The sequence below is a fragment of the Porphyrobacter sp. TH134 genome (assembly GCF_002855495.1).
In the GTDB taxonomy this organism is placed as follows: domain Bacteria; phylum Pseudomonadota; class Alphaproteobacteria; order Sphingomonadales; family Sphingomonadaceae; genus Erythrobacter.
Genome location: NZ_PKRO01000005.1, coordinates 1 through 12,979 on the forward strand (window position 1 = coordinate 1; position 12,979 = coordinate 12,979).

At 64.1% G+C, this 12,979-nt stretch carries 12 protein-coding genes; 7 read left to right on the forward strand and 5 right to left on the reverse strand.

Annotated elements, in window-relative coordinates; genetic code table 11:
• Nucleotides 1–747 precede the first annotated feature (747 nt).
• From rpsM to C0V72_RS03575, 7 genes are all read left to right on the forward strand, one after another.
• Nucleotides 748–1,116 carry a 30S ribosomal protein S13 gene (rpsM, locus tag C0V72_RS03545; RefSeq protein ID WP_101791852.1) on the forward strand — a complete coding sequence of 123 codons (369 nt, stop codon included), beginning with the start codon at nt 748–750 and terminating at the stop codon, nt 1,114–1,116.
• A gap of 60 nt (nt 1,117–1,176) precedes the next feature.
• The gene (gene rpsK, locus C0V72_RS03550; RefSeq protein WP_101791853.1) at nt 1,177–1,566 is read left to right on the forward strand and encodes a 30S ribosomal protein S11; all 390 of its coding nucleotides are present in this window, start codon (nt 1,177–1,179) and stop codon (nt 1,564–1,566) included.
• A 122-nt stretch (nt 1,567–1,688) separates the two neighbouring features.
• Complete coding sequence (locus C0V72_RS03555) at nt 1,689–2,744, forward strand: DNA-directed RNA polymerase subunit alpha (protein WP_101791854.1); 1,056 nt, start codon at nt 1,689–1,691, stop codon at nt 2,742–2,744.
• A 120-nt stretch (nt 2,745–2,864) separates the two neighbouring features.
• Complete coding sequence (gene rplQ, locus C0V72_RS03560; RefSeq protein ID WP_101791855.1) at nt 2,865–3,284, forward strand: 50S ribosomal protein L17; 420 nt, start codon at nt 2,865–2,867, stop codon at nt 3,282–3,284.
• Nucleotides 3,285–3,373: 89 nt separating this feature from the next.
• A complete protein-coding gene (locus C0V72_RS03565; RefSeq protein ID WP_101791856.1) occupies nt 3,374–4,732 on the forward strand; it encodes a serine hydrolase domain-containing protein in 1,359 nt (452 codons plus the stop codon).
• A gap of 171 nt (nt 4,733–4,903) precedes the next feature.
• Nucleotides 4,904–5,422: a hypothetical protein gene (locus tag C0V72_RS03570; RefSeq protein ID WP_101791967.1), complete on the forward strand. Its 519-nt coding sequence runs from the start codon at nt 4,904–4,906 to the stop codon at nt 5,420–5,422.
• 192 nt (nt 5,423–5,614) lie between these two features.
• Nucleotides 5,615–6,469 (forward strand): hypothetical protein, encoded by an 855-nt coding sequence (locus C0V72_RS03575; RefSeq protein WP_143704518.1) that lies wholly within the window; start codon nt 5,615–5,617, stop codon nt 6,467–6,469.
• 45 nt (nt 6,470–6,514) lie between these two features.
• Here the strand turns inward: C0V72_RS03575 and C0V72_RS03580 are convergent, their stop codons facing one another.
• From C0V72_RS03580 to odhB, 5 genes are all read right to left on the reverse strand, one after another.
• Nucleotides 6,515–7,162, reverse strand: a complete 648-nt coding sequence (locus C0V72_RS03580; protein ID WP_101791858.1) for a trimeric intracellular cation channel family protein — start codon at nt 7,160–7,162, stop codon at nt 6,515–6,517.
• Between the two features lie 14 nt (nt 7,163–7,176).
• On the reverse strand, nt 7,177–8,535 hold the full coding sequence (locus C0V72_RS03585) for an amidase family protein (RefSeq protein ID WP_101791859.1): 1,359 nt from the start codon (nt 8,533–8,535) through the stop codon (nt 7,177–7,179).
• An 81-nt stretch (nt 8,536–8,616) separates the two neighbouring features.
• On the reverse strand, nt 8,617–10,170 hold the full coding sequence (locus C0V72_RS03590; protein ID WP_101791860.1) for a DUF4403 family protein: 1,554 nt from the start codon (nt 10,168–10,170) through the stop codon (nt 8,617–8,619).
• A 41-nt stretch (nt 10,171–10,211) separates the two neighbouring features.
• Nucleotides 10,212–11,612, reverse strand: coding sequence for a dihydrolipoyl dehydrogenase (lpdA, locus tag C0V72_RS03595; RefSeq protein ID WP_101791861.1), 1,401 nt, complete (start codon nt 11,610–11,612; stop codon nt 10,212–10,214).
• Nucleotides 11,613–11,746: 134 nt separating this feature from the next.
• Nucleotides 11,747–12,979: a 2-oxoglutarate dehydrogenase complex dihydrolipoyllysine-residue succinyltransferase gene (odhB, locus tag C0V72_RS03600; protein WP_101791862.1), complete on the reverse strand. Its 1,233-nt coding sequence runs from the start codon at nt 12,977–12,979 to the stop codon at nt 11,747–11,749.

A 12,979-nucleotide genomic window follows, 5' to 3' on the forward strand; every position in this document is an offset into this window, starting at 1 on the left:
CATGCTCCCCGCCCCTGAAATCATCGCACGGTCACAACGAGACACCTCGTAACACTGGGTGTCGCCTTAGCTCGTAACACTGGGTGTCCATTGACAATACAATGTCGGCGGGCCGATGCGTTACGAAGTGCCGGTGATTTCCAAGGCCGTTGATGGGGTCATGGCAGCGCAGATTGCTGCACTGGCAAAGCCGCTGAAGGTTGTGACGGTGCCGGTGCCGGTGCCGCCTGCTGTCCCAGCTGCGCCTCGACAGCCGGCGCCGGCCGCATCTTCGGCAGTCGCTGCGCCGGTGAAATCAACGCCGCCGCCCGCCGCTCGGGGTGCGGCTGCGCAACCCAAGGCCAAGCTGCCACCGCAACCCGCCCCTGAAGCAGGGCCGCCGCCAAAGCCAACCACAGTCAAAGATGCCTTCGGCGATCTGGATGGACCTGCGCCGCGCTGAATGTGCAAAGCACAGGCGACATCCCCATATGGCCGGGCCTTGACCGATGAAGGCCTGACCGGGCACGCAGGGGTCCATCTTCTAGCGGTTGACGCGCAACCCGAATCAGCTTAAGCGCCCCGCTCATTCGACACGTTCGAAGGCAGTTCGGCAGGCATCGCGCATGCGTATGTCGGTCGGGCCTTTTGTTGTTTGCACCTAGGTCATTCGGATTGGGTGTTGCGCGTGAGCGGTCGGATGTTGTGAGCGTTGAGATAGGGGTGGTCCACCGATGGCCGATACTCCTGTGGAGCATGGAGAAATAAGTGGCTCGTATTGCCGGGGTCAATATCCCCACCAACAAGCGCGTAATCATCGCGTTGACCTACATTCATGGTATTGGTCGCACCACCGCCGTCCAGATTGCTGACAAGCTGGGTATCGCGCACAGCGCCCGCGTGCAGGACCTCTCGGACGAGGAAATCCTCCGCGTTCGTGAAACCATCGATGCCGATTTCACCGTGGAAGGCGACCTTCGTCGCAACACCGCGATGAACATCAAGCGCCTGATGGACCTTCGCGCCTATCGCGGCCTGCGTCATCGTAGCGGTCTGCCCGTTCGCGGCCAGCGCACTCACACCAACGCCCGCACCCGCAAGGGTAAGGCCAAGCCCATCGCGGGCAAGAAGAAGTAAGCGAGCGGGGTCACCCCATTGCACGCTTTTTCCTTCTGACGAGTTAGAGGACACAAAACGATGGCACGCGAACCAGGCCGTATTCGGCGTCGTGACAAGAAGAACATCACCAGCGGCGTTGCGCATATCAACGCTAGCTTCAACAATACCATGATCACCATCACCGATGCACAGGGGAATGCGATCAGCTGGTCCAGCGCCGGTGCGATGGGCTTCAAGGGCAGCCGCAAGTCGACGCCGTATGCCGCTCAGGTGGCGGCTGATGATGCGGGCAAGAAGGCCGCCGAACACGGCGTGCGCACGCTCGAAGTCGAGGTCAAGGGTCCGGGTTCGGGCCGTGAAAGCGCGCTGCGGGGTCTTGCAGCTGTTGGTTTCAACATTACCTCGATCCGCGACGTGACCCCGATCCCGCACAACGGGGTCCGTCCTTCCAAGCGTCGCCGCGTCTGATCCGCCGGGTTGGCGGGGGTGCGATGCATCCTCGCCGCCCGATCGGGTCTGATGCCGCGTCGCTTTTGCGCATCCGGCCCGCCCAAGTTTGAACCGCCCACAAGGCGAATTAGGGGAAATCCATGTCCGTCAACACCAAGAACTGGCAGGAACTCAAGAAACCCAACACCCTCGAGATCAAGGACGGCGGCGATCGTCAGCGCAAGGTCACGTTTGTGGCTGAGCCGCTGGAGCGTGGCTTTGGTCTTACGCTCGGCAATGCGCTGCGGCGGGTGCTGCTGTCGAGCCTTCAGGGCGCGGCCATCACCTCGATCAAGATCGAAAACGTGCTGCACGAATTCTCGTCGCTCGCTGGCGTGCGCGAAGATGTCACCGACATCGTCCTGAACGTCAAGCAGATCGCGCTCAAGATGGAAGGCGAAGGCCCCAAGCGCTTGCAGCTTTCGGCCACTGGCCCCGGCGCGGTCAAGGCTGGCGACATTGCTGTCACCGGCGATATCGAGATCATGAACAAGGATCTGGTGATCTGCCAGCTCGATGAAGGCGCGACGCTCAATATGGAGCTGACTGCTGATACGGGCAAGGGCTACTCGCCCGCTGTGCAGAACCGTCCGGCCGATGCGCCGATCGGGCTGATCCCGGTTGACTCGCTCTACTCGCCGGTCCGTCAGGTGAGCTACAAGGTCGAGAACGCCCGCGTCGGTCAGGAGCTTGACTATGACAAGCTCTCGCTGACCGTCGAGACCGATGGCACCGTCACCCCGGAAGACGCCGTGGCCTATGCCGCGCGCATCCTTCAGGACCAGCTGACCCTGTTCGTCCACTTCGAAGATGGCATCCCGCAGCCGGTCGGCCAGATGATCGGTCACGCGGTGCAGCCGGAAGAAAGCGACGCCAACCAGCTCAACCGCTACCTCCTCAAGAAGGTGGACGAGCTGGAACTGTCGGTGCGTTCGGCCAACTGCCTCAAGAACGACAACATCATCTACATCGGCGACTTGGTCCAGAAGACCGAAGCGGAGATGCTGCGGACGCCGAACTTCGGCCGCAAGTCGCTCAACGAGATCAAGGAAGTGCTTTCCAGCATGGGTCTGCGTCTCGGGATGGATATCCCGGGCTGGCCGCCGGAGAACATCGAAGAGATGGCGAAGAAACTCGAACAAGAGCTGCTCGGCTGATGAATTGGCAAGCCCCCGCGGAAAGCGGGGGCTTGCACCCAGGGCGAAGGTGGCGGCCCGCAATGGCCACCGGGATGGAGCTACCTTGCACGGGCTCCCTACGAACGAAGGAAGTATATAATGCGTCATGGTATGTCGGGCCGTAAGCTTGGCCGTAAGACCGGTCACCGCAACGCCCTGTTCCGCAACATGGCTGCCGCGCTGATCAAGCACGAGCAGATCAAGACCACGCTGCCCAAGGCCAAGGAACTGCGCCCCTACCTCGAAAAGCTGATCACGCTGGCCAAGCGCGGCGGCCTGTCGAACCGTCGCCTCGCGATGGCTCGTCTGGGTGACGAAGCGCAGCTCAAGAAGCTTTTCGAAGTGCTGGCTGAGCGTTATTCGGACCGCGAAGGCGGCTACACCCGCGTGCTGCGCGCTGGCGTGCGCGCCGGTGACGCCGTACAGATGGCGATCATCGAGCTGGTTGACCGCGACGAAAGCGCTCGCGGTCAGGATTCTGGCCCGGTGCAGTCGGACGAAGAATTCGAAGAGGCATAAGCCGCCTTTTTATTGAACACGGGCATGGGGCCGGGGCGAGTTCGCTTCCGTCCCTTTCCTTTTGAGCGGGCAGGGCTAGGCTGCGTGTCATGACCCGCACTGTCTTTGTTGCAGCAACTGCGCTGCTTTTCGCCCTTCCTGCCACAGCCCAAAGCCAGCAAGAGCGCCTCGATGCGCGCTACGACCGGGCGCTAGCCGCCGGTTACAAGGCGCTTATGCTGTGTGGCGCCATCGGCAATGCGATGGAAAATGGCACTGAGCGGTCGGCTGAAAGTGTCGAAGGGTTGGAACTCAAGGGTATTGATCCGGTGCTGGCTGCGATCATTCCCGAGCTGGAATACCAGATTGTTCAAGGCAAATACGGAGTGATCGAAGAAGTTCAGGTGTCGGTGACGGACGCTATGGCACCACGCAGGGCGATCTTTCGTCAAGGCAAGGGATGCACCGTGCTGCCGATCGGCACGCCGGTTTCGCCCGAGCGGCTGGACTACCTTCCGCGTCCCAGTGGCATGGCCAATCTGCGCCCGCCGCAGGGCGCCGCGCTTGCACAGGCCATGGCGAGGGGAATGAACGATGGTTATGGATCGGGCACGCGGACGACGGCCATCGTGGTCAGCCGCGCAGGTCAGATTCGGGGCGAGCTGTATCATCCGGGTCTTGGGCAATATACCCCGCAGCGCACCTGGTCGGTGGCGAAAAGCATCGCTGCCACGCTGGTGGGCGCAGCGGTGCAGCGCAACGAGGCCATCGTCACCGCCTCAGCCGGGCTTGGCGAAGACGATAGCGATCCCCGCCGCGCGATCACCATCGACCATCTGCTCCGCATGGCCTCGGGACGCTATTCCGACACGCCCGGTAACCGCACCGATCCGCTCTATTGGGGCGGGGCGACGGTGGAGGAGGTCGCGCTCGATTGGCCGTTGATCGCCGCACCGGGGAGCAGCTATCGTTACGCCAACAACGACACACTTGCCGCCGTTAACGTGCTCAAATCGACCTTTGACGCGCATCCTCCGGCCGCGTTCTTCAAGATGCTCGGAATGCGACACACTGTTGCCGAAACGGATTGGCAAGGAAACTACATCCTGTCCTCACAAGTCTGGAGCACCGCGCGCGACCTGGCAAAGTTCGGCCAGCTCTACCTCAACGATGGCAAGCTAGCCGACGGCACCCGCGTCCTGCCTGAAGGCTGGGTGCAATATGTATCCAGTCCCAGCGGCCCGCAGCCTGAGGGTGCGTTTGGCTATGGCGCAGGGTTCTGGCTGATGAACCGGTCCGAGGGCGTACCGGCCGATACGTTCGCGGCATTTGGCAACCGGGGGCAATATGTGGTGATCGTGCCGTCCCGGCAGGTGGTGATTGTGCGGAGAGGCGAGGATCCGGCGGGGGCCAGTTTCGACATCGCTGCCTTCACCCGCGATGTACTGGCAGCCCTGCCGGCCGAGTAAGTCGATGACATAGGTGGTGAGCGCTTGATTGAATCCACCCGTTCACAAAAAAGCCCCTTCGAATTAACAAAACCTGTCGCCCCAATTCAGCTTCCCCACAGCCCGAATCGTGCAAATCATCCCTGACACCGCAAGCAATCCCGCCCGCGGTGGCACACGAGGATGAATTCGATGAGCACCTTCACCAACCGGCTGGCCTCCGGCAAATCGGCCCGGGTTGTGCTTGGCGCGGTCGCTGCCACTGCGCTGACGCTGGCTTCGGCCACCCCTGCGATGGCGGATGACCGCTATGACCGCGGCGGCATTGGTGCGGGCGAGATTATCGCCGGCGCTGTCGTGATCGGCGGCATTGCGGCGTTGGCTGGCGCCTTTGATGGTGACCGCAATTGGGATCGCGGCAACCGCTGGGATCGCGGCGGCTATGGCTTTGCTGGGGGCCCACGAGCTGCGGTGGATCGCTGTGTGCGCGCTGCTGAAAATCAGGCGCGCCGCTTTGGCGGCTACCGCTATGCCGACGTGATCGATGTGCGCGACATTGATCGCACCCGTGACGGGTTCCGCGTGCGGGGCCGGATCGATGTGGGTGGCGGCTTCAACCGGCGCGGCAATGATCGCGGCAACTTCACCTGCCGCGTCGATGGTCGCGGTGCGCCCTTCGTCGACTTCAGCGGCGTGCGCGGCCTGCGCTGATCGGCTGACTGTTTCGCGCGCCGGTTATGCCTTTTTCCGGAGCGCGTCCTTGCCGCCCCGCTGTCCTTAACCGGATGGCGGGGCGGTTTTGTAAGTGATGGCTCGGTTCAGCCCAGCGCAAGCCTTGCACGGCTAATCGTCGCCTTATCGGAGCGTTGGTGGGCGCTCGCACAAGCAACAGGAGAGAGCGCAATGGCTCTGATGTTTCGCGCCACTATCATGGCAGGCGCGCTTGCTGGCACCACCTTTATCGCTGCGCCCGCGTCGGCGGCTACGCTGCCAGCTGGTCTGGCCCTGGGCGCACCATCAGCAGCGTTTGATGCCAGCCGTTATGATCCGGCAAGCAGCACCGCTGACTGGCGCTGCCGATGGGGCTGCGGCTGGGGACGCGGAGGCTGGGGCCATCGCCGCGGCTGGCGGCGCGGCCGCGTGGATGTTGGCGATGTCCTGATCGGCGCTGCCGTCATCGGCGGCGTTGCAGCCATTCTCAATTCCAACAACCGCCGCCAGCGCGACCGTGATGTGGTGGTGATCGAGCGGGACCGCGACACCCGTTACCGCGATGATCGCCGCGCCGCGCCGCGGGGCACGGGTTCTGCGGGCCTCGACAGCGCAGTGAACCAGTGCCTCGACCGGATTGAGCGCGATGTCCGGGTCGATACGGTTGATAATGTCGATCGGACCGGAGCGGGCTGGCAGGTCAGCGGGGTGTTGTTCAACGGGGCACCGTTCCAGTGCCGGATCGGCAATAACGGCCAGATCGACGGGATTGATTATGGCGGCGGCCTGTCCACCATCGGCTTTGATGGCAGCGCTGCCAGCGCCGATCCTCGGGAGGATGGCCAATGGGACGACCAGCGTTATACCAGCGCGCGCGCAGCGGTGGGCAGCGGACTGCGCCCGGATTTCGCCGCACAAGACGCGTCGGGACCGGTAGGGCAGGCAGCGGCTCCGGTGGCGACCGCAGCGACCGACCGGATGCCGGCCTATCCTGGCGGGCCGATCCCGGGCGAGGACATTCCTGAAACCATTGACGGCGATCTGTAAGGCAGCGGGCCTTTATGGATCATGGCGCAGTGAAGCGGGGCGGCGCTAGTTTTCGCTCCGCTCACGGTCGCCATAGCTTGGCAGGCCCCATTCCCAGCGGATGGCGGCTGCGCGCAAGGCAAAGCCGCAGACAAAAGCAAGGCTCCAAGCCGCAGCCTCCGGCACGCCCAGCCACGGTGCGGCAAGCATCCCCGCGACCGTCAGTGCCGACGTCAGCGCTGCCGGGGTGACGTAGAGTTCCGGGCTCATGATGATCGACGGACGGCCTGCCACCACATCGCGGATGATCCCGCCGACACTGCCGGTAATCACGCCCATCAGCGCGGCCGGAACTGGCGGAATGCCATAGGCAAGCGCCTTGGCACTGCCGAGCAAGGCATAGGCGGCCAGGCCCGCGCCATCGGCATAGGCAAAGCCCTTGCCCTCCCACCAGCGCACCGGCGTAAACCACGCAATCAGCGCCGTGCCAAGGCACACCGGGGCCACCCACGGGTCGTCGATCCAGAACACCGGCGCGCGTATCAGCAGATCGCGCACTGTCCCGCCGCCAACGCCGGTGACCAGTGCGAAGAACGCCATGGTGACGAAGGTCTGCCGCAGCCGCGCCGCCAGCACCGCGCCCGACAGCGCGAACAGCGCAATGCCCGCCAGATCAAGCAGGTCGAGGATCGGGGTGAGAACGGTGGGGTTCATGGCACGGGCAGCAATCAGCCGTGCAGGATTTGGCTGATCGCCTCGGCTGCCGCGATGCAATCGAGGTCGCTCCAGCGGGGGCCGATTACCTGCATACCGCAGGGCAAAGTGCTGCCCAGATAGGTGCCGCTGCCGATCGGTAGTACGGTTGCGGGCAGACCGGGGAAGGTTGCCATCCCGGCCCACACGAGGCCGCTGCCGCCGGGTTCCTCGCGGCCATTGATTGTCAGCGTGCCTCTGAACACGGCTGTGTCATCATGCGGCACGGCCAGCATCGGGGCGGGTGGGGCAAGGATGAAGTCGTAGGTTTGAAACAAGGCACCCCATTGCGCGGCATTGGCAGCCTGCGCGTCAAGCAGATCAAACCAGTCGGTCGCGGTCGCCCGCTTGCCATCGGGTGCCGGCGCACCGCGCGCCATGGCGATGTTCATCATCTTGAGATAGGCCCGGTTCTGCTGCGCTTGATCAGGGATGAGTTCGCTCACACGGTCAATGGTCACGCCTGCGCAGGCGAGGGTTTCCAGCGCCGCTTCGGTCGGTTCCAGCACGCTGGCATCCACGGCCACGCCGGGCAGGGCGGTGATCGCCAGCAGGCGGCATTCCTTCAGCGGCTTGGTGCGGCGGCGTAGCGGGACTTCGGCCCCGACCTCAACCAACGCAGCCAGATCGGGCGCGTTACGGGCCAGCGGCCCGGCGATGGACAGCTCCCCGTCATGTGCGGCGATGAAGCCTTCGGCCCGCGCCATGGCCGGGTGGTCATGGCCGTGTTTGGGCACCAGCCCCCATGTCGTTTTGTGACCCCACACCCCGCAAAAATGCGCGGGCACCCGCACCGACCCGCCAATGTCGGTGCCGTAGTCGCAGGCCACCATACCGCTCGCCACAGCTGCCGCGCTGCCGCCTGACGATCCGCCGGGCGATCGGGCCGGATTATGCGGGTTCACGGTGCGGCCATAGACCGGGTTGAAGCTCTGCCAATCGGTCAGATCGACCGGCACGTTGGTCTTGCCGATGATAATCGCACCGGCGGCCTTCAATCGCTGCACCAGCAGCGCATCGCGCGGCGCGGGCTGATCGCGGAACTGGGGATGGCCCCAGGTGGTGGGCAGACCCGCGACATCGAAGCTTTCCTTGATCGTCATCGGCACGCCGAACAAGGGCTGGCCTGCACCCGGCCCGCGGCTTTGCATCGCGCGGGCTTCGGCATAGGCGGCCTCGAAATTGGGTACGGCCAGCGCGTCGATATCACCATCAAGCTGTTCGATCCGCACAATCGCCGCGTCCACGGCCTCGGCCACGCTGAGCCTGCCGGTGCGGATGGCCTGCGCCGTGGCCAGCGCGCCCGGTTCTTCGGTCAGTTGCGGATAGGCCATGCGTTGCGTCCCCTCGTCTCTCCGAGCGCAGGTGTAACGGGGCGCAGCGCGCGGCAAAAGCCTGCGCGCCAAGTTAACTGTTCAATTCACCCGCCGCAGTTTTGCCGCGATCCGTGCGGTCAGATCGACCGGCAGATAAAGCCCTTCGCCGTGCGCTGTAATGACGCCTGTTTCGACCTTATCGATGGTGATCGCATAATCAGTGAGGCGCCCTTTGCGCGCTGCCAGTGCCTTATCAATTTTGCTGCGCAGATCGTTGAAATCGTTTTCGAAGTTCTGAGCCAGCGCATCGGTGATCGCGGCCTGGAATTCGGGTGCATTCGCGAGCGCGAAGAGGAATTCCTCGCCTGCAATATCAGTGTCCCCGGTGATGGTAACCTCGGCAAAGCGCACGGCGCGTGATCCGGGCTGATTAACCGGGCGGGCGGTCAGCCAGATGGTGCCGGTGGCGGTCTCGATCATCGGGAGGTCGGATTTCGCGCTGAAGGTACCGCCCACCGCGATGCGTCCTTCGCCTGTGCCATAGACCGCAATGTCATCAAACCGCGCAGTGACCGAGCCATAATCCTTCACCACAAACGGCCGCTGCGCGCGTTTGGTCAGGGCCTTGGCGATGACCGGCTGGAGCACAGCATAATCGGCTACCACGGGCACATGCAGCTGCGATGCCACGGCGGTCTTGGCGCGCCGCGCAAGCGGTGGAAGCGCGCCGATTGCCGAGGTTTCAGGCTTCATGCCGACAAAGGTATCAAGCAACGCGTCCAGCCCCAGCCGCAAGGTCAGTTCGCGCCCGGTCACGCCGTAGCCGCCAAAGCGAAAGCGTTGCGGGGTCAGCCGGCCCCACACCGCCGGGTCGCGTTCGTTAAGCGCGAAGACCGCATGGGCCTGACGCCAGCCTTGCGCGGCCGTGGCCTTGACCGGCAGGCGTGCCAGCTCGCGGGCGATGATCCGCTGCACCTCGCGCTTGACGGGCGCCAGCTCGCGGTCAGCCTCGGTGGTGAAGGTGATGCGCTGCCCCATAAACTCGATCCCCGGCGCGCGGGTCCAGCGGTAATCCAGCCGGGTCGTGCCGGTCACCTGCCACTGCGGCGTGAGATCCAGCCGCAGCCCCAGTGTCACTTCGGCCGCGCCGGTGGCGGTTTCGCCCTTGAAGATCCCGGCCACATCGCGCGCGGCGAGGGTTCCGGTGACCGGCAGCGTGACGCGCAACGCCTCACCCTTGCCGCTGAGCCGCAGCTTGCCACGCGTGACCTTCCCCGTGATCCGGCATTCGATCTTGGGTGATTTCACCTTGAAAAGCGCAAGATCGACCTTTTGCGGGGCGATGCACTCGCTGCCGGGCCGGTCAATCTGCCACAATTCGCGCGGCACCTCGCGCTCCAGCGCGCGTTCCAGTTCGGCCAGATCGACGGTCAGATCGACCGCGATGTAGGATGGATCTTTGGGCAGTGTAATGCGGTCGGTCGCACGGGGCGGGGCAATTGTAGCAGGATCAGCCGCAGATCCGCATGCGGCCACAAGCATAAATGCGACCGCTGCCCCTGCAATCGTCAATCGGCGCAGCGTTTCCACCCGCATCTCCCCTTCAGCCTCCACATCAAGGGTTAGCGGATCAATCGGTTGCAAGAAAGGCATTGTCGGCGCAGGCCCCTAATGAGAGCCTGCGCCCCAATGGCTTACATGTGGATAGGCTTGCCCTGCACCGCCATCGCCGCTTCCTTGAAGGCTTCGGCATGGGTGGGGTGGGCATGGCAGGTGTAGGCGATGTCTTCCGACGTGGCGCCGAATTCCATCGCCTGTGCGGCCTGGGCGATCATCGTTCCGGCGAGGGAGTTGATCATCCACACGCCGACCACCCGGTCGGTCGCGGCATCCGCGATCACCTTGACGAAGCCGTCGGTGTCGCGGTTGGCCTTGGCGCGGCTGTTGGCCATCATCGGGAACTTGCCGACCTTGACGGCGAGGCCGCGGTCCTTTGCCTGTTCCTCGGTGATGCCCACGCCCGCGATTTCGGGCGCGGTATAGACGACGCTGGGGATCACGTCGTGGTTCACGATGCCGGTAAGGCCAGCGATGTTCTCGGCGACCGCAATGCCCTCGTCCTCAGCCTTGTGCGCGAGCATCGGGCCGGGAACGACATCGCCGATCGCCCAGATGCCGTCCACGCCGGTGCGGAAATCGTGGTCGATTTCGATCTGGCCGCGGTTGTTGACGCTAAGGCCTGCCTTGTCGAGCGCGAGGCCATCAGTGTTGGCGCGCCGCCCGATGGCAACCAGCACATGGCTGGCGGTCAGGGTTTGCGCCTCGCCGCCCGCTGCCGGTTCGAGCGTCAGGGTAACGGTCTTGCCATCCACCGCGGCGCCCGTCACCTTCTGGCCGAGCATCATGTCCATGCCCTGCTTTTTGAAGATCTTCTGTGCTTCCTTGCGGACTTCGCCGTCCATGCCGGGCAGCAGCTGGTCGAGATATTCGACCACGGTGACCTTCGCGCCCAGACGGCGCCACACCGAGCCCAGTTCGAGGCCGATGACGCCGCCGCCGATCACCACGAGGTGCTCAGGCACTTCCTCAAGGTCGAGCGCGCCGGTGCTGTCGACGATGCGCTTTGCGGCGTTGTCGACGGGGACGCCGGGGAGCGGCATGACCGAGGAGCCGGTGGCGATCACGATATCCTTGGCGGTGTAGGTCGCATCGCCGACCTTCACGGTGTGCGCGTCCTCGAACGCCGCATGGCCCTTGAGCCACGTGACCTTGTTCTTCTTGAACAGGAACTCGATCCCGCCGGTCAACTCGCCCACGGCCTTGGTCTTTTCGGCCATCATCCGGCCGAGATCCAGCGTCGGGGTGGCGGTGATGCCCCAGGTCGCGAAGTGGCCGTTGCGGGCCTCATCAAACAGCTCCGAGCCGTGGAGAAGCGCCTTCGATGGGATGCACCCGACGTTGAGGCAGGTGCCACCGAGCGTCGCGCGCGATTCCACGCAGGCGGTCTTCAACCCGAGCTGCGCCGCACGGATTGCCGCGACATAGCCGCCGGGACCGGCACCGATGATGAGGACGTCGTAATCGTATTCGGCCATTTCCAACTCCGTTCGCCCTGAGCTTGTCGGAACCGGAGGTGGGCGAACGCCCTACGGCTGCACTTCATTTGGGGTCCGTCGCTCCAAAAGAAAGAGCAGGGCTTCGACAGGCTCAGCCCGAACGGAACGAAGCTTTAAAGGTCGATCAGCATCCGGGTCGGATCCTCGATCGCATCCTTGATGATTTTCAATGCTGTCACCGCCTCACGCCCATCGATCAGGCGGTGGTCATAGGACAGGGCGAGATACATCATCGGGCGGATCACGATCTGGCCGTTACGCACAACCGGACGATCCTCGATGCGGTGGAGACCCAGCACCGCCGACTGCGGCGGGTTGATGATCGGGGTGCTCATGAGGCTGCCGAACACGCCGCCGTTCGAGATGGTGAAGGTGCCGCCCTGCATGTCTTCCATCTTGAGCGTGCCGTCCTTGGCGCGCTTTCCGAAATCAGCGATGTCCTGTTCGATCCGGGCAAAACCCTTCTTGTCGGCATCGCGGATGACGGGGACGACGAGACCATTGGGGGCTGAAACCGCCACCGAGATGTCGACGTAGTCGTGATAGATGATCTCATCGCCATCGATATAGGCGTTGGCGGCAGGCACATCCTTCAGTGCAAGGCAGGCGGCCTTGGCGAAGAAGCCCATGAAGCCCAAGCGAATATCGTGCTTCTTGGCGAACAGGTCCTTGTACTTGTCGCGCGCTTCCATGACGGCGGTCATGTCGACATCGTTGAAAGTGGTGAGCAGGGCAGCATTGTCCTGCGCAGCCTTCAGACGCTTGGCGATGGTCTGGCGCATCCGGGTCATCTTGACGCGCTCTTCGCCTCGGACGCCGCCGGATTGGGCGGGGACGGGGGCGGGAGCCGGGGCCGCAGCGGCCGGAGCGGGCGCCGGTGCAGCGCCGCCCTTGGACTTGGCCTCAGCGGCGGCCAGCACATCTTCCTTGGTCAGGCGGCCATCCTTGCCGGTGCCCTTGATCGTGGAAGGGTCGACGCCGTGTTCCAGCACCGCGCGGCGCACGGCTGGCGACATGGTCATGGCAGCGCCAGAGACCTCTTCGGTCGCTGCCGGAGCGGGGATGTCAGCCTTGGCCGCGACTGCGGGAGCGGCGGTGGCAGCAGACGCCCCCGCTTCGATGATCGCAATTACCGCACCGACTTCGACCGTGTCGCCAACCGCCGCGCGGTGTTCGGACATGATGCCTGCAACCGGCGAGGGCACGTCGACTGCAACCTTATCGGTTTCGAGGCTGCAAATCGCCTCGTCAGCGGCAACCGCTTCGCCGGGCTGCTTGAACCATTCGGCAATGGTGCCTTCGGTGACGGATTCGCCAAGGACGGGGACTGTGATTTCGGTGGCCAT

Bases quoted from the DNA above. Each gene is read 5' to 3' on its own strand.
- rpsK (WP_101791853.1), top strand. From the start codon at position 1,177: ATGGCACGCGAACCAGGCCGTATTCGGCGTCGTGACAAGAAGAACATC.
- C0V72_RS03555 (WP_101791854.1), top strand. From the start codon at position 1,689: ATGTCCGTCAACACCAAGAACTGGCAGGAACTCAAGAAACCCAACACC.
- rplQ (WP_101791855.1), top strand. From the start codon at position 2,865: ATGCGTCATGGTATGTCGGGCCGTAAGCTTGGCCGTAAGACCGGTCAC.
- C0V72_RS03565 (WP_101791856.1), top strand. From the start codon at position 3,374: ATGACCCGCACTGTCTTTGTTGCAGCAACTGCGCTGCTTTTCGCCCTT.
- C0V72_RS03570 (WP_101791967.1), top strand. From the start codon at position 4,904: ATGAGCACCTTCACCAACCGGCTGGCCTCCGGCAAATCGGCCCGGGTT.
- C0V72_RS03575 (WP_143704518.1), top strand. From the start codon at position 5,615: ATGGCTCTGATGTTTCGCGCCACTATCATGGCAGGCGCGCTTGCTGGC.
- C0V72_RS03580 (WP_101791858.1), bottom strand. From the start codon at position 7,162: ATGAACCCCACCGTTCTCACCCCGATCCTCGACCTGCTTGATCTGGCG.
- C0V72_RS03585 (WP_101791859.1), bottom strand. From the start codon at position 8,535: ATGGCCTATCCGCAACTGACCGAAGAACCGGGCGCGCTGGCCACGGCG.
- C0V72_RS03590 (WP_101791860.1), bottom strand. From the start codon at position 10,170: ATGCCTTTCTTGCAACCGATTGATCCGCTAACCCTTGATGTGGAGGCT.
- lpdA (WP_101791861.1), bottom strand. From the start codon at position 11,612: ATGGCCGAATACGATTACGACGTCCTCATCATCGGTGCCGGTCCCGGC.
- odhB (WP_101791862.1), bottom strand. From the start codon at position 12,979: ATGGCCACCGAAATCACAGTCCCCGTCCTTGGCGAATCCGTCACCGAA.